General features: G+C 42.9%; 16 protein-coding genes. 11 read left to right on the top strand and 5 right to left on the bottom strand.

The window, feature by feature from the left end:
* Positions 1-38: 38 nt before the first annotated feature.
* The 3 genes from pdhR to ampD all read right to left on the bottom strand — a co-directional run bounded on the left by pdhR (position 39) and on the right by ampD (position 2,575).
* Complete coding sequence (gene pdhR, locus FN961_RS22190; protein ID WP_144042348.1) at positions 39-791, bottom strand: pyruvate dehydrogenase complex transcriptional repressor PdhR; 753 nt, start codon at positions 789-791, stop codon at positions 39-41.
* A gap of 305 nt (positions 792-1,096) precedes the next feature.
* Positions 1,097-1,948 carry a beta-lactamase regulator AmpE gene (ampE, locus tag FN961_RS22185; protein WP_144042347.1) on the bottom strand — a complete coding sequence of 284 codons (852 nt, stop codon included), beginning with the start codon at positions 1,946-1,948 and terminating at the stop codon, positions 1,097-1,099.
* 72 nt (positions 1,949-2,020) lie between these two features.
* On the bottom strand, positions 2,021-2,575 hold the full coding sequence (ampD, locus tag FN961_RS22180) for a 1,6-anhydro-N-acetylmuramyl-L-alanine amidase AmpD (RefSeq protein WP_144042356.1): 555 nt from the start codon (positions 2,573-2,575) through the stop codon (positions 2,021-2,023).
* A gap of 365 nt (positions 2,576-2,940) precedes the next feature.
* Here ampD and nadC point away from each other — a divergent pair, with 365 nt between their 5' ends.
* The 9 genes from nadC (at position 2,941) to mutT (ending at position 11,332) form a co-directional block, all read left to right on the top strand.
* Positions 2,941-3,831 carry a carboxylating nicotinate-nucleotide diphosphorylase gene (nadC, locus tag FN961_RS22175; protein ID WP_144042346.1) on the top strand — a complete coding sequence of 297 codons (891 nt, stop codon included), beginning with the start codon at positions 2,941-2,943 and terminating at the stop codon, positions 3,829-3,831.
* Positions 3,832-4,714: 883 nt separating this feature from the next.
* Positions 4,715-5,128, top strand: a complete 414-nt coding sequence (locus FN961_RS22170; protein ID WP_185972870.1) for a pilin — start codon at positions 4,715-4,717, stop codon at positions 5,126-5,128.
* Between the two features lie 88 nt (positions 5,129-5,216).
* A complete protein-coding gene (pilB, locus tag FN961_RS22165) occupies positions 5,217-6,920 on the top strand; it encodes a type IV-A pilus assembly ATPase PilB (protein WP_144042344.1) in 1,704 nt (567 codons plus the stop codon).
* A 53-nt stretch (positions 6,921-6,973) separates the two neighbouring features.
* Positions 6,974-8,242: a type II secretion system F family protein gene (locus FN961_RS22160; RefSeq protein WP_144042343.1), complete on the top strand. Its 1,269-nt coding sequence runs from the start codon at positions 6,974-6,976 to the stop codon at positions 8,240-8,242.
* 109 nt (positions 8,243-8,351) lie between these two features.
* On the top strand, positions 8,352-9,263 hold the full coding sequence (locus FN961_RS22155) for a prepilin peptidase (protein WP_144042342.1): 912 nt from the start codon (positions 8,352-8,354) through the stop codon (positions 9,261-9,263).
* Positions 9,264-9,290: 27 nt separating this feature from the next.
* Positions 9,291-9,896 carry a dephospho-CoA kinase gene (gene coaE / locus FN961_RS22150; protein ID WP_144042341.1) on the top strand — a complete coding sequence of 202 codons (606 nt, stop codon included), beginning with the start codon at positions 9,291-9,293 and terminating at the stop codon, positions 9,894-9,896.
* Positions 9,897-9,904: 8 nt separating this feature from the next.
* Positions 9,905-10,639 carry a cell division protein ZapD gene (zapD, locus tag FN961_RS22145; RefSeq protein ID WP_144042340.1) on the top strand — a complete coding sequence of 245 codons (735 nt, stop codon included), beginning with the start codon at positions 9,905-9,907 and terminating at the stop codon, positions 10,637-10,639.
* Positions 10,640-10,711: 72 nt separating this feature from the next.
* Positions 10,712-10,924, top strand: a complete 213-nt coding sequence (yacG, locus tag FN961_RS22140; protein ID WP_144042339.1) for a DNA gyrase inhibitor YacG — start codon at positions 10,712-10,714, stop codon at positions 10,922-10,924.
* 3 nt (positions 10,925-10,927) lie between these two features.
* The gene (gene mutT / locus FN961_RS22135) at positions 10,928-11,332 is read left to right on the top strand and encodes an 8-oxo-dGTP diphosphatase MutT (RefSeq protein ID WP_144042338.1); all 405 of its coding nucleotides are present in this window, start codon (positions 10,928-10,930) and stop codon (positions 11,330-11,332) included.
* Between the two features lie 77 nt (positions 11,333-11,409).
* On the opposite strand, the gene FN961_RS22130 is transcribed toward mutT, so the two are convergent.
* Positions 11,410-12,753, bottom strand: a complete 1,344-nt coding sequence (locus FN961_RS22130; protein WP_144042337.1) for an SO_0444 family Cu/Zn efflux transporter — start codon at positions 12,751-12,753, stop codon at positions 11,410-11,412.
* A 3-nt stretch (positions 12,754-12,756) separates the two neighbouring features.
* A complete protein-coding gene (gene zntR / locus FN961_RS22125; RefSeq protein WP_144042355.1) occupies positions 12,757-13,236 on the bottom strand; it encodes a Zn(2+)-responsive transcriptional regulator in 480 nt (159 codons plus the stop codon).
* A gap of 417 nt (positions 13,237-13,653) precedes the next feature.
* Here zntR and purH point away from each other — a divergent pair, with 417 nt between their 5' ends.
* Together purH and purD are read left to right on the top strand one after the other, a co-directional pair.
* Positions 13,654-15,243, top strand: coding sequence for a bifunctional phosphoribosylaminoimidazolecarboxamide formyltransferase/IMP cyclohydrolase (purH, locus tag FN961_RS22120; RefSeq protein ID WP_144042336.1), 1,590 nt, complete (start codon positions 13,654-13,656; stop codon positions 15,241-15,243).
* Between the two features lie 178 nt (positions 15,244-15,421).
* Entirely contained in the window at positions 15,422-16,714 is a 1,293-nt protein-coding gene (purD, locus tag FN961_RS22115; protein ID WP_144042335.1) for a phosphoribosylamine--glycine ligase, read from the top strand.
* Positions 16,715-16,897: the final 183 nt, after the last annotated feature.

Raw genomic sequence — 16,897 nt, 5'->3', positions numbered from 1 at the left:
TTTCAGAATATGTTCTAGCGCTTACCTGTAGTCAGGTTTTAAGCACCACTTTTTAAACGGCGCAAGCTTCGCTGCAACCGACTATCTTCTTCCCTCACAGACAACATGACTTCCTCGATGTAACTTAGGTGTTCATTCGAGGCTTCTCGTGCTGCATCAGGATCACGACGAACGATAGCAGCGAGTAAAGCTCGCCTGTGATCATTCGCCATAGTGGACGCTTCCTCTCTCCGATCCAGAAGTTCCAAGTTCTGCGCCACATTCTTATGTAGCACAGGAGATAAACTTAATACGAGGTGAAGCATAGCGACGTTATGTGACGCCTCTGCAACCGCTCGGTAGAAACACACAATCGCCTTGGCTTGCAATTCAATCTCGTTAGCAGCCTCAACATCCATGATAGTGCGCTTAATATTTTGCATATCAGCATCGGTGCCGCGAAGTGCAGCAAAATAAGCCATCATGCCTTCTGTTGCGTGACGAAATTCCAGTAAGTCATACTGACTCTCAGAATCGCTATGCATCAGTTCCACGATTGGATCAGCCAAACTCTGCCACAATTGCTCTTTCACATAAGTTCCACCACCTTGACGACGCATAAGCAGACCTTTAGCTTCAAGCTTTTGAATCGCCTCACGTAGTGATGGTCGTGACACTTCAAATTGAAGCGCAAGTTCACGTTCCGGTGGTAGCTTCTGACCCGGTTGAAGGCTTCCTTCAAGAATCATCTGCTCCAACTGACCCATAATGACATCGGATATTTTCGGCTGGTTTATTTTGCTATAAGCCATGTGGCCCTCAGCTCCTATTGTAAATTGGTCTTACCAATTTAGTTGACTGCGCGCACTTTATCAAATCACATTTTGAATGTCTAGCTTGTGATCAGAATCATGCAAACCGTCGATGTGTGAGCATAGCCGAAAACGGACCTATTTGCGGTCAGACCATTGTCACCAAAATGAAACTTAAGTATGAGCACGAGCAAAGAAACAGCTATATAAATAGCTTGATTTAAATGAAAAAAGACATGAAAAGTGCGTATAAGAAATATTATAATTTAGTAAAGGAGACCAGAAAGGTCTCCTCAAGAAGTACACTATGCCACAACACCAAATATCGTCAACAACGACAAACAAACAAGCAAAAGAATAAAGTTTCGTTTACTTAGCTGAAGCAAGGCTAATGTAGATTGTGTACAGATAGGGGCTGTTGATGTCTCTGGTTCAGGCTCAGCTGCCGAAGCAACTTGCGTCACTATATCCCTTGCTGTACTGCGAATATTAAAAGCATATTGACCCCAACGAGCAGAAGCCTGTGAGAATTGCCCACTGAGGACATAACCAAAAGCCAAAATCCGACTAGGTAGCCAATCAAGTAACATCAACACATCGTCAACTAAAGGTAGATCGAGTTTGTGCTCTTTATTCTCATCGGAAAAATAACGAGCGGTACAGTAGAAAACAGCCCCCGCTGGCCCTAGAAAAATCAAGAAAACAGCGACAGCGCCATAAAAACGATAGTTTAACCACGCAGCACTTTGACCAACTTTAGCACCTAATTCCGTCTCTGAAACCGCCTCCAAGGAAACACTTGGATCGAGCGCGTCAGCAAAGTGATAACAAGCCTGAGTATCGCCTCTGCACGCTGCCAGCATATAACGCTTAAATAATACTCTCTGCTTCTGATGGCTAAAACATAGTATCGAAATTGCCACCCATAAGATCAGGCTCAGGCCACCCCAAAACATGCCATTTACGGCCCACATCATCACTTGCACAGCAATAGCTGGTAACACTAATGCAAGCGCCATCATGACATCAGAGTTAAGCTGTTTATCACCAAAAAGTGTCTTAGAGTAGAGGTTGAGAATAGAATCAAATTGCCAAGATTGTGGTAGAAGCTTTAACCTCTCTATCAGGATCGCCACGAGTAATGAGAAAAGTGCCATCGTATATTCCTTAAATTCTATTGTTTGTCCCTGATAGCACACCAGAAGTGCAACCCAAACAGTACCAGATGATCAGTTCAACGCTTTGTTCAGACCATCTTTATATGTTACCCAATCGAAGATATCACCTGGATCAGTTTTTCGCCCTGGTGCAATATCACGATGACCAACTAGCTTATCCGTATTTAGCATAGGATATGCGGCGAACAAGGCAAGAGTCAGCTTAATTAGCTCTTGATATTGAGCCTCTGTATAAACCTGAAAATCAGTACCTTCCAACTCTATGCCGATAGCAAAATCATTGCAACCTTGCCGCCCTAAGTGTTCTGAAACACCAGCATGCCATGCACGTTCGTCACAGGAGACATACTGTACTATCTCCCCATCTCTGCGGATCATAAAGTGAGCCGATACCTCTAATCCCTTTAAATCAGCAAAACTGCTATCAGCCTCGAGATCTAAGCAACCTTGAAAAAGTTGATCAACAAAAGGTGTCCCGAAGCAGCCAGCAGGTAAACTAATATTATGGATAACCAGCAGACTCACTTCATTTTCAGGGCGTGTATTGAAATAAGGAGAGGGGCATTTTCTGACTCCTTCCTTAATCCAGCCAGCGTTTACCTTCATCGGATTTTTTATATTTATCGACAACGAGTTAGCCTTTAATACAATGCATCAATGATGAACATTTTATCAGTTAGATCACCAACAGAGAAGAACATTGATAATGACAACACACAGAATGGTAATTCTTAACTAGATCACAAGTGGAGTGAAATAGTAAATCAAGAGCAAACAAAGACTCCCCCCATTAATCACAAACTAATTTAACGTACGTAAACATCCATCCCTCTAACTTGCCCTTTCAGTCTCTACTTTCTGCATCAATGTTGTTATTATCTACGCGCTAACGTCTGCTATGTCATTCGTAGTCGTTAGGAACAACCCAGACTCTTAATCTGTTCATTTGTAGTAGTTCAAGGACATCAACCATGTTGGAAAATGACATAAGACTTGCCGTTAAAATCGCACTCGAAGAAGACTTAGGCTATCAGGATGAGAGTACATCCAATAAGGGGAGCGCTCTAGATAGATCATCAGCAGATATTACCGCACAATTAATACCAGCAGACAGATATGCTCAAGCCAGCTTAATTACTCGAGAAGAGGGCGTCTTTTGCGGCAAAGCATGGGCCGAACAAGTTTTTAATCAATTAGGCGGTGAAGTCGCGTTGCATTGGCATGTGGATGATGGCGATCTTTTAGTGCATAATCAGCTCCTTTGTGAACTTTCTGGTCCGGCTAGAGCGATTCTTACTGGCGAACGTACTGCGATGAACTTTATTCAAACGCTTTCAGGTGTCGCGACATTAACTAAACAGTACACAGACAGAATAGCAGCAACCAATACCAAGCTTCTTGATACCAGAAAGACTATTCCAGGTCTAAGAACCGCCCAGAAATATGCCGTTACCTGCGGCGGTGGTAAAAATCACCGTATCGGTCTATTCGATGCTTTTCTTATCAAAGAGAACCACATTATGGCCTGTGGCGGTATAGCTCAGGCGATATCAAAGGCTCGGGAACTCTATCCAGACAAGCTAGTAGAAGTTGAAGTTGAAAATATTTTAGAGCTTCAGCAAGCATTAGAAGCAAGCTCTGACGTCATTATGCTGGATAATTTCGATGTAACCATGATGATTGAAGCTGTAGAGCTAAATAAGCGTCTTCCTAACGCCCAACAGGCCAAACTTGAAGTCTCTGGTAATGTGACACTTGAGACCATAGGTCACTTCGCTAAAACCGGTGTCGATTACATATCAGTCGGCGCTCTGACAAAACATGTTCGAGCATTAGATCTCTCACTTCGACTTAAAAGCTAAACTCCTACAAAAGTTAAGCCTGTCCAAAAGTGACAGGCTATTACCAACCAAATTATTAAAGCCTAAATAGCCCAGAGGTTATCTTCTCCCTGTATGAAAAATCATCCTTAATACTGAACACCAAGACTGTTTATTATTTGGCCGATGAGCTTGCCTATTTATCCACACACAAGCGCTCAACATTTGAGCAACTTTAACGTTCAATACAAAACATCAAATAAAAATGCCTAGCGGACCTCGGCATAGAATGAGTGACTAAAAATTGACGAACAAAGGAAAATCGTCACTTTTTCATACAGAGACAAAAAAATGTTAGAACCTTTTCAACATAAAAAATACATCTACAGACTAATTTACCACCGAATTAGCACTTTATTGTAAAAATGCATTCCAATCCCGTTAACTTTATACTAACTTTGGACGTAGGCGAGATGGCCATTTCGGTCAGCCTCAACTTAAGCTCACTTAAGTTTCACTTTAAAAGAGCAGCTCAACCTTTCAAAACTGGATAACTATTGGTGCTGAATGGGAGGAGAAACAAGGTACGGTTTGCCGAAATAAAGCTACAACAAATTTACACCGCAGGGTGTAACATACTTACAACAGTTAGCAAATTGACGTAAAACAGAGACACATTAATAACGACATATTTTGACACTCAGTTACCGACCGATTTATAGGCCAATTGAGAGTTCACTGTTTGACCTTAACTGGTGAATTTGATAACAAGCCAACTTATAAACTCGATTGATTCAGGATGAAACAGCTAGCGCAGGAGCACCCAACTAAGTGGTCTATACTACATGTACGAATGATGCTCTATGTTTGTCGACGGAGATAGATAATGAAAGGCACTAATTTTAAAAACAGCTTAAGCAAGAAAATGAACAAGCAAGCTAAGGGTTTTACCCTTATTGAATTAATGATCGTTGTTGCAATTATCGGTATTCTCGCCGCTGTTGCACTACCTGCGTATAAAGATTATGTCACAACCGCACAAGGTGGCTCATCCGTTAAAGGTGTTAATACTTTTGCGACCAAAATTGCAACTTGTATTCAAACAGGTATTGGCTGTGTAGACATACCAGAAGAAGTTAATAAAAATCAGCAATTTACAGCAATTGCTGCAGCAGATGTAGCCCAAGATAAAGGTTTGACATTGGTATGGACAGAGAAAAAATGTGTTCTTACTGCAACATTCTCTACTGCTGGAGCAGTTACGCTAGCTATGGATAAAGGTGCAACCGGCACTGATGCTGACCTTGTCTTGTGTAAAAGTGGTGCCAACATTAAATAAAGCTTGGACATAAAATAGAAAGTCAAATGTAACGTAACGGTTTGACTTTCTATTTCGTTATTGCCCACACGATTTTAAAGGTATTTCAATGCCAACAACAGGCCTTCATCTAGGCTTATCGACGTTATTCATCCGAAAAAATTTGCTAACACAAGAGCAGATTGCTTCCGCTATAACTAAATCTAGACAAACCAAACAATCTCTAGTTTCAACAATTATCACTGAAAAGCTCGTATCAGCTCGAGAGATTGCTGAGCTCTGTTATGAGGAATACGGCACACCGTTATTGGATCTCGATGAATTCGATATCGCCAGCATTCCCGAAGAGTTTCTTAATAAAAAGCTAATTGAAAAACATAAGTGTTTACCACTTTTTAAACGCGGTAATCGACTCTATATTGGCACTTCAGACCCCACGAATATTACCGCCTTAGAAGATTTTCAATTCAGTGCAGGCCTGCATGCCGAAGCAATACTGGTTGAAGATGATAAACTCACCAAAGCATTAGAAAAAGTGCTCGAAGATGATATATCCGGTTTAGACATCAGTGGCATAGATGAAGGTGCGCTGGCGGGGATTGAAGTCGAAGACAAGAGTAATGAAGATACTGCAGGTGAGAGTAGTGATGATGCCCCTATTGTTATCTATATCAATAAGATTCTCACTGATGCAATCCGCAAAGGCGCATCAGATCTGCATTTTGAACCCTATGAGAAACGCTATCGAATTCGTTTTCGTATCGATGGTATCTTACATGAAGTTTCAGAGCCCCCTGTCAATCTGTCTAACCGCATATCTGCCCGCTTAAAAGTGATGTCTAAACTGGATATTGCCGAGCGGCGTGTACCACAAGATGGTCGCATCAAGATGAAACTATCACGAACTAAATCAATCGATTTTCGTGTCAGTACTCTCCCCACCATTTGGGGAGAAAAGATAGTGATGCGTATTCTTGATTCATCTTCAGCACAATTAGGGATTGAAAAACTGGGTTATGAAGATGATCAACGACAACTCTACGAAGAGATGCTGGCGAAACCACAAGGCATGATTTTAGTCACAGGTCCTACAGGCTCGGGGAAAACCGTATCCCTCTATACAGGCCTTAACATCCTTAATACCGAAGAGCGCAATATCTCCACCGCCGAAGATCCGGTAGAGATAAACTTAGAAGGTGTTAACCAGGTTCACATCAACCTTAAAGCGGGACTGACTTTCCCCGCAGCACTGCGATCATTTTTACGACAAGACCCTGATGTGGTGATGGTGGGGGAAATTCGTGATTTAGAAACCGCCGAAATCGCCATTAAAGCGGCACAAACGGGTCACCTAGTGCTGTCAACCTTGCACACTAATTCAGCAGCAGAAACGCTCACCCGCTTAATCAACATGGGCGTGCCTGGCTATAATATTGCCAGCTCAGTCAACTTGATTATTGCCCAGCGCTTGGCGCGCCGACTGTGCCCCGAGTGTAAACAACCGGAAGAGATTCCCGAGCACGAGTTATTACGTCTCGGTTTTAAACAGGCACAAATTGATGAGGGCATGACCCTGTATAAACCGATAGGATGTGATTTATGCTCTGCTGGTTACAAAGGGCGAGTCGGCATCTATGAGGTGATGAAGATGTCAGATGAGATAGCGAGGACTATTATGGAGGGAGGGAACTCTTTACAAATCGCCACTCAAGCCAAAGAACAGGGAATGCGAGACCTACGAGGATCGGGTTTGTTAAAAGTGACTCAAGGCGTAACCAGTATTACTGAAGTCAATCGCGTCACCAGCTTTTAAAAAATAATTCAAATCTAGCTTCCTGTAAATATTGAATAGCAAAGGAACATACCATGGCCACGGCGACAGCGACAAAAAAATCAAAAAGCAAAAAATCAGCCGCAAAAGCCCAACCTAAAGTTTACACTTTCGAGTGGAAAGGCCTTAACCGAAATGGGGAAAAAACCTCAGGTGAACTGCGTGGCTCAACAATCACAGAAATAAAAAGCCAACTAAAATCTCAAGGCGTTAATCCCAAAATAGTCAAAAAGAAAGCTGCTTCACTATTTAAGCTAGGCGATCCCAAAATAACCGCGATGGACATCGCGATGCTCACCCGACAAATAGCGACCATGCTTCAGGCCGGAGTACCTCTGGTCACCACCATCGAAATGCTGGGGCGCGGTCATGAAAAAGTAAAAATGCGCGAATTACTGGGAACGATCGTTACTGAAGTGCAATCTGGCATCCCACTTTCTGATGCCCTGCGACCACACAGACAGCACTTTGATGACCTCTATGTCGACTTGGTTGCTGCTGGTGAACATTCAGGCTCTCTCGATGCCGTATTTGACCGGGTGGCTCTCTACAAAGAAAAAGCTGAAGCACTAAAATCTAAAATAAAAAAAGCCATGTTCTACCCTGCTGCGGTTGTCGTCGTCGCCGTAGGTGTAACGACGCTCTTGTTGCTTTTTGTCGTGCCACAATTTCAGGAAATCTTTGCCGGTTTTGGTGCCGAGCTCCCTGCATTCACCCAGTTTGTCATCGGTATATCAGAGGCGTTGCAGGCCTCCTGGTATATTTTTGCTATCGCGATAATTGTGGCTGCTTTTTTATTTAAGCGAGCCCACCTTCACTCTCAAATTTTTAGGGATAAGGTCGATACTCTTATCCTAAAAATACCAGCCATTGGTCCTATTCTTCACAAGGCTGCCATGGCTCGTTTTGCTCGCACACTTGCAACCACTTTCGCTGCGGGTGTTCCTCTAATTGATGGTTTAGAATCCGCAGCAGGGGCTTCTGGCAATGCGGTTTACCGTAACGCCTTGATTAAAGTACGTTCCGAGGTAATGGCTGGTATGCAGATGAATGTCGCCATGCGTACCACAGGGCTTTTCCCTGACATGCTAATTCAGATGGTCATGATCGGCGAGGAATCTGGTTCTCTAGATAATATGCTTAATAAAGTCGCCAATATTTACGAAATGCAAGTTGATGATGCCGTCGATGGTTTATCTAGTCTCATTGAACCAATCATGATGGTGGTGATCGGCACTTTAGTTGGTGGACTAATTGTTGCTATGTATTTACCCATCTTCCAAATGGGCAAAATTATCAACTAACGTATCAATAATCCAATACCAAAAGCTCAGTATCTAGCAGATAACTTCCATATGAGTAAGTTCGTCAGTTAGAATGACGGTTAACAATTTCAAAGAAAACTTGGAAATCATGTCAGAATTTATCTCAACGATGAGCCATAACCTATGGCTCTTTGCTATTATCGCTTTTGTATTTGCAAGCGTTATTGGCAGCTTCCTTAATGTAGTGATCCACCGCTTACCTGTCATAATGAAGCGAGAGTGGCAACAAGAATGTAATCAGTATTTAAATGAGTATCATGAAAAGCTGATTTCCCCCATCGCTAAGAAGTTAGATAAACCCATTGATGATTACCCTGAAAAATACAATTTAATCATTCCAAACTCTTCTTGCCCTAAATGCGGTACTCATATTAAACCTTGGCATAATATTCCAATTCTTGGGTGGCTAATGCTCAAAGGAAAATGTGCTAAATGTAAAACCCAAATATCGATACGATACCCTGTTGTTGAACTATTCTCAGGGCTAGCAATTGCTTTTCTTGCTATCCACTTTGGTCCCACGATTGAATTTGCACTTGCTACCATTTTGACATTTGGCTTGATCATTCTGACAGGTATTGATCTCGATGAGATGCTACTTCCCGATCAAATAACCCTCCCCTTGCTTTGGTTGGGATTGATCATCAACCTAAATAGTACCTTTAGTAGTCCAACTGATGCCATCATTGGCGCAGCAGCAGGCTACTTAAGTCTCTGGAGTGTATTCTGGGCTTTTAAATTGTTAACGGGCAAGGAAGGTATGGGCTATGGGGACTTTAAGCTCTTAGCCGTGTTTGGTGCCTGGCTTGGGTGGCAGGTACTCCCCATCATCATTTTACTCTCTTCATTGGTCGGGGCAGTTATTGGTATAGGGTTAATGTTGACTAAAAAAATGAACTCCTCAAATCCTATTCCGTTCGGACCTTATATTGCTATAGCGGGTTGGATAGCCATGATATGGGGCTCGAGCATCAATGCTTGGTACCTCTCAACCCTTTAAAACAATACCACTGCAGGTGTCCAGAATATGGCAAGTCTAGTAATAGGATTAACGGGGGGAATTGGTAGCGGAAAAACAACCGTTGCCAATATATTCGCTGAATTAGGCATTGAGCTTGTTGACGCAGATATCGTTGCCCGTGAGGTTGTATCAACAGGCACAAAGGGCTTAGCACAGATAGTAGCACGCTTCGGAAATGACATTTTAAACCCAGATGCGAGTTTAAACAGAGCCAAGTTAAGAGAACTGATTTTTTCAAAGGATGTTGATCGAGAGTGGTTAAATGCTTTACTGCATCCAATGATACGCACCGAGATGTTAAATCAACTCGACAGAACCCAATCTCCATACAGCATTTTAATTGCTCCCTTGCTATTTGAGAATGGATTAGATAGGTTAGTTAACCGAACACTTTTGGTTGATATTTCACCAAAGCAACAACGAAATAGAACCATTATAAGGGATTCTGTATCTGCAGAGCAGGTTCAGAGCATCATTGACAGCCAAGCCTCAAGAGAAGATAAACTGTCAAAAGCTGATGATGTCATCGACAATCATGGAGAGATATCGGCACTGAGAAGCAAAATAATTGCACTCCATAATAACTATTTAAAATTGTCCAATAACGCTTAATCGATGCCATGACAAAATTGACTTATGAACAGCCTCTAAACGAGAAAACCAGAAGTTTTCTACGTTTAGAGTATTTATCACAACAGCTACAGACGAATGTGGAACAAGATCATCAGCATAGATGTTTTTACCCTCTTTTTTCTCTGTGTGAGCTGACTGAGCGCTGTGATTATAGAGGTGAAGTCCTAAACGATCTTGATAAAAAAATAACAACCCTGTCTAACTGGCAATCTCTCCCACATATTGACACCATTCAAGTTGAAGCTTATTTAAATCGCCTAATAACGGCTAAAGAATCTCTTCAAGCTTGTGACCGACCAGGCGCTAAGCTTAAACAAGATCGTTTCATCGCAGCATTAAGGCAAAGATTTAATATGCCAGGTGCATGTTGTAACTTCGATCTTCCCCAGCTTCATTATTGGTTAGCCAAACCTTGGGATGTACGTCAGCAAGAATACTTACAATGGGTCGATAATTTTACCGCTCTATTAAATCCCATTAATTTATTACTCGAACTCACCAGACAAACAACGCAATATTGTGAAACTGTCGCAAAAGTCGGTTTTTTCCAAGGCAATAGTAATCAAGCACTCTCTATGGTTAGAGTTAAAATTGACTCTCAACAAGGTTGCTACCCCACAATCAGTGGACACAAGAATCGCTACGCTATTCACTTCGTTCAATTTGACGAGCAAAAGCACTCAGATCAAACGATAGAATTCCAATTGGCTACCTGTACTTAAAATCAGTATGATTAACCCATCATCAAATTTTTAGTGACTCTACGTCATTAAACTCAGTAGTTGAGCTCTCCCATGCCTACAAGTGTAAAATGCCCTACCTGCCAGACAGAAGTGATCTGGAGCGCCGAATCTAAATTCAAACCCTTTTGTAGTGATCGCTGCAAACTGATCGATCTTGGTGATTGGGCTTCTGAAAAACATGCTATCCCCGTTAAGTCAGAATTCAATATTGATGACTTAGACAGCCTAGGCTATGACGAAACCGGTTTTTTCAAAGAGAATTAATCCATGCCTGAATTAGCGATAAAAAGAGTGCATGTTGCAGTAGCCGTTATCATGAACAGCAAACAAGAGGTCTTACTTGCGAAACGTCTTGACCACCTTCATCAAGGGGGGAAATGGGAATTTCCCGGAGGTAAGGTTGAGCAAGGTGAAACGGTGACAGATGCGCTTATTCGAGAACTAAAAGAAGAGGTAAACTTAGATGTTATCTCAAGCAGTCCGCTTATGGAGATCAGCCACGATTACCCTGATAAGCAAGTTCTGTTAGATATTCATCTCGTCTCTGATTTTGATGGCGAAGCGACAGGGCTAGAGAATCAGCAGATCTGCTGGGTGCCAAAACCAGATTTAGTCAATTATGATTTTCCAGAGGCCAATAAGCCCATTCTTGATAAAATTTTAGCTAATTAGGTGCGGCTTCAGCCACAGTAGCACTAGAACCAAAAAAGCCAGTAGGTGTAACCCACTGGCTTAGTATATTAGTTAATTTATGAGCAACAATCTCTTCGCCACCAATTCTTCGGCAACTTTTCCACCAGTACTTTAATCATCAATATCGCTAACACGACGCCTGAGCTATAGACAATGGCACTTGGTAGTAAGTTATGCTGTTCACCAATTTGTGGCATGACCTCGAAACCAAAAGTATCAACCAAGTAATTAACCAAGATGCCTGAAACCAGCGCCACGCCAAGTACTCCACCGAGATAACCAAATAACGCTCGTTTGCCCAGTTCTTTGGTCACTACACCTAAGGTTGCAATATTGGTTGCCGGACCTGCCAGCATAAACACCAATACAGCTCCAGGTGATACACCTGCTAACAAAAGACCCGCTGCGATAGGAGTCGATGCTGTCGCACAGATATACATAGGAACAGAAACCAACACCATAACTAACATAGCGAGTATGCCATCGCCCCATTTAGCCATGAAATCACCTGGCACATAGGTCTGTACTAAAGCGGCAAAGAACAAGCCAATCAATAGCCAAACAGTGGTGTCACGCACCAAATCAGTAGCAGCGAAGTGCAACCCTTTGCCAATACGACTGAACACCGAGGTGCCTTTTAACTCTGTCGCAATATCTTGTGTCGATTCACAGCAACTTTCTTCGTCATTAGTGTTACCCGATCCACTCTGAGTAGAACTGCAGCATGAAGGTTTACTTTCAACTGGCGTACTTTTACTGCTACAACATGCATCTGCTTTAACGACTGGTGAAGGTGTTAATTTAGCGCTAGTAGCCATCAAGCTCTCACTAGCAGCCATTGGGGTCATCGTCACGGTTGGCTTCACATTTGATTCAGCCTTAGAGCTGCAACACGAACTTTTAGCCTTCTGCTCAACTATTTCACTTTTACTGCAACATGATTCAGATACCACATCTTTTGTCACTGGTTTTTCAGACTGGCTTTTAGCTGAAATAGGATCATCTGGATCATCGCGTCCAACCAATAATCCCGCAACAATCGCACTCGTCACAGCGGCAATCGGCCTTACGATAGCCATAAATGGACCAAGTAGCACATAAGATACCGTGACAGAATCGACCCCAGTTTCAGGTGTTGACACTAAAAATGACGTAGTCGCAGCCTTCGATGCACCAGCACGTCGTAGGCCTACCGCAGCTGGAATAACACCACATGAACATAAAGGTAGAGGTGCACCTAACACAGCAGCTTTAACCACAGTCTTAAACCCATGACCACCGAGTTGCTTCTGCATCCATGCCATAGGCACAAACATTTTCAACATACCAGCTAACACTAGTCCTAGGAGTAGCCAAGGGGCTGAATCTAAAAACAGATCAATAAAATTCGTTAACAACATAAACTACCCCTTACTCTGACAATTTTTTGTATATTCGGACGCATCATGGTCGTGAGCATGATTTTCACATTTGATGTTATCCGTATTTGACTCTAACGCTTCCAAAATAGAGCAATGCTCTGCACTCTCAGGGCCACCACAGCAAGCATCTGACAGACGCTGAAGCGAAACTTGAAAATGATTTAATTCTGTTATTCTCTCATTCACATAAGCAAGTTTACTGTCTACAAGCCCTTTAACATCAGCGCAGGCCCAATTAGATTTATCAAGCTCAATAGAAAGCAGTTCAGTGATCTCAGCTAAGGTGAAACCAACGGCCTTAGCTCTTAATATAAATCGTAACCGCTCAACATCGTTGTCATTATAGAGGCGGTATCCTGAATCACTACGTGACGATGGCGTCAACAGGCCATGCTTTTCATAAAACCTTAATGTGTCAGCTTTCACTTCGCATTGTTTTGCCAGTTCGCCAATTCGATACATGAATCCCCCTTGTTCTACGATCATAACCATCTTGAGTATGACTCAGTATAAACCTTAGAGTTAAATCCAAGGTCAAGGGTTATAATGCAATAAATTTAACCTAGCAGCCTCTATTTGTTGTTAGAATGTGATTTAGCACTGTATTTTAACGTTCTTAACTCAGATCTGGCCCTATAAACGCCAAAAACTAACACTGAATAGTCATTAGTCTTTGTTCGCTTATCCGTATTGTGAAATCACATAGAAAAAAAGCCTAATGGTAGGTTTTAAGTTAAAATACGCGCGCCGTGGCAGAGAGGGTATGCTAAAAGTTAACCTTGAGGGACTTTTGGAAAACAGATTTTAGGCATGATGAATCACAATGCAGTTCTGTTTTCCGAAAGATCCTTAAAATAACTACTGGACACTGTACCCAAAATGAAAAATGCCAGACCCATTCGTCGTGCGCTGCTAAGCGTTTCAGATAAAACCGGAATACTTGAGTTTGCTAAGTCTTTACACGCTCAAGGCGTAGAACTACTGTCTACTGGTGGCACCGCCCGCCTTTTGGCTGATAACGGTGTGCCTGTCATTGAAGTATCGGATCATACCGGACACCCAGAAATTATGGATGGTCGCGTTAAAACTTTACACCCTAAAGTGCATGGCGGTATTTTAGCGCGTCGTGGAATCGATGAGCTTGTCATGGAACAACACAATATTAAGCCTATTGATCTCGTTGCAGTCAATCTGTACCCATTTGCAGAAACCGTAGCTAAAGAGGGTTGTACTCTTGCTGACGCCATCGAAAATATCGATATTGGCGGCCCGACAATGGTTCGTTCTACTGCCAAAAACCATAAAGATACAACTATCATCGTTAACGCGCACGATTACGACCGCGTTATTGCTGAAATGAATGCCAATGAAGGCAGCACAACACTTGAGACTCGTTTCGATTTAGCTATTGCAGCTTTTGAACACACTGCAGCCTATGACGGCATGATCGCTAACTACTTCGGAACTATGGTTCCAGCCCATAGTAGTGATGAGTGTCATGACGACTCTAAATTCCCACGCACTTACAATACTCAGTTAATCAAGAAGCAAGATCTGCGTTATGGCGAAAACAGCCATCAAACGGCCGCTTTCTATGTTGATATCAACTTAGATGAAGCGTCTGTTGCAACTGCAGTTCAACTTCAAGGTAAAGCGCTCTCTTACAACAACATCGCCGATACCGATTCCGCTCTTGAGTGTGTCAAAGAGTTCAACGAGCCAGCTTGCGTGATTGTTAAGCATGCGAACCCTTGTGGTGTTGCCATTGGTGCAGATCTTCTCGAAGCTTACAACCGAGCATATCAAACGGATCCAACATCAGCGTTTGGCGGCATCATCGCCTTCAACCGTGAACTTGATGCAGCAACGGCTAGCGCCATTGTCGAGCGCCAGTTCGTTGAAGTGATTATCGCACCCAAAGTCAGCCAAGCAGCTCGAGACATCGTCGCAGCCAAAGCTAACGTCCGTCTACTTGAGTGTGGTGAATGGGGTTCTAAAACCACCAGCCTAGATTACAAGCGCGTTAACGGTGGTTTATTACTTCAGGACAGAGACCAAGGTATGGTTACTCTAGAGGATGTAAAAGTCGTCTCTAAGCGTCAGCCTACTGAAGCTGAAATGAAAGACCTTATGTTCTGCTGGAAAGTGGCTAAGTTCGTTAAATCTAACGCCATTGTTTACGCTAAAAACAGCATGACGATTGGTGTCGGTGCTGGCCAAATGAGCCGTGTATACAGCGCGAAAGTCGCAGGTATTAAAGCAGCAGATGAAGGACTTGAAGTTCAAGACTCTGTGATGGCCTCAGATGCTTTCTTCCCATTCCGTGACGGTATTGATGCAGCAGCAGCTGCTGGTATCAGTTGTATTATCCAACCAGGTGGTTCTATTCGTGATGAAGAGATCATTGCCGCAGCGGATGAACACGGCATGGCAATGGTGTTTACCGGAATGCGTCACTTCCGTCATTAATCGATTTGCGCGACTTAAGCTATAAACGACTTAATTCGCGCATTAATAAGATTAATTTTTATGGGTTAGCGCAAAGTCATCGTTTATTGAACAAAGAAAACACACGCAGTGTATGCCAATACATGAGTATGTTTGATGCTGTTCAAGGAGCGATGAAGCAGTGATAAAGGATAAAAAAATGAACGTACTTATTATTGGTGGTGGTGGTCGTGAACATGCTTTGGCATGGAAAGCGGCGCAATCAGCACAAGTCGAAACCGTCTTTGTAGCACCAGGCAATGCTGGCACTTCATTAGAGCCAAAGTTAGAGAATGTGGCTATTAATGTAGAAGATATCAGCTCACTCGTTGCTTTTGCGCGCGAGTCTAATATCGAGATCACAATTGTAGGGCCTGAAGTACCATTGGCACTAGGAGTTGTGGATGCATTCAATGCTGCGGGTTTACCTATTTTTGGTCCTACCCAAGGTGCAGCTCAATTAGAATCATCTAAAGCTTTCACTAAAGACTTCTTGGCTCGTCATAATATTCCAACTGCCGCCTACTCAAATTTTACTGACATTGCTCCAGCTAAAGCTTACGTTACTGAAGTGACTGCTACCACAGGCTTCCCTATTGTGATTAAAGCTGATGGTTTAGCGGCAGGTAAAGGTGTCATCATCGCAGAAGACCAACTCCAAGCCGATGCAGCTATCGATGACATGTTGTCTGGAAATAAATTTGGTGAGGCGGGATCTCGCGTCGTTATCGAAGAGTTTCTAAAAGGTGAAGAAGCCAGCTTTATCGTTATGGTCGACGGTAAAAACATTCTCGCGATGGCCACCAGCCAAGATCATAAAGCGCGTGATAATGGCGATAATGGCCCTAATACAGGTGGTATGGGTGCTTACTCACCAGCACCAGTGGTTACACAGGCTGTGCATGACTGGACAATCAATCATGTTATTCGTCCTACCGTTGATGGCATGGCAGCTGAAGGCAATGTCTATACCGGTTTCCTATACGCGGGTTTAATGATTTCGCCAGATGGTAGCGCTAAGGTACTAGAGTATAACTGCCGCTTCGGTGACCCTGAAACTCAACCTATTATGATGCGTCTACAGTCAGACATCGTCGAGTTATGCTTGGCAGCGACTCGTGGCGAGTTAGATAAAGTCACAGCTGAATTCGATAGCCGTGCAGCAGTGGGTGTTGTGCTCGCAGCAGGTGGTTATCCAGAAGCCTATCGCAAGCATGATGTTATCCTTGGCCTAGATCTCGGCAACAATGACGCTAAAGTGTTTCATGCGGGAACTAGTATGATAGATGGCCGTGTAGTTACTAACGGTGGTCGTGTTTTATGCGCAACTGCACTTGGCAATACTGTCACAGAAGCTCAGCAATCCGCTTATCAATTGGTAGATAAAATTCATTGGGACGATGTGTACTTTCGTACCGATATTGCCTATCGAGCCATTTCTCGGGAAAGTTAATTTATCCCTTTAATTAAAAGCCGGTTTTGAACCGGTTTTTTTATACCTGAAACTTGTTACTTATACCGCCTAAATTGCCTCGTATGCTAAACACCAGCACTCGTGGTTTCCAACAAACAAAACATGACTCACATCACACTATTTAATGCCAATGAAGCGCAGTATCTTACGATGATTTAAAGC

It is taken from the genome of Shewanella hanedai, assembly GCF_007197645.1.
GTDB lineage: Bacteria > Pseudomonadota > Gammaproteobacteria > Enterobacterales > Shewanellaceae > Shewanella > Shewanella hanedai.
This window is presented reverse-complemented; position numbering and strand designations above follow the sequence as displayed.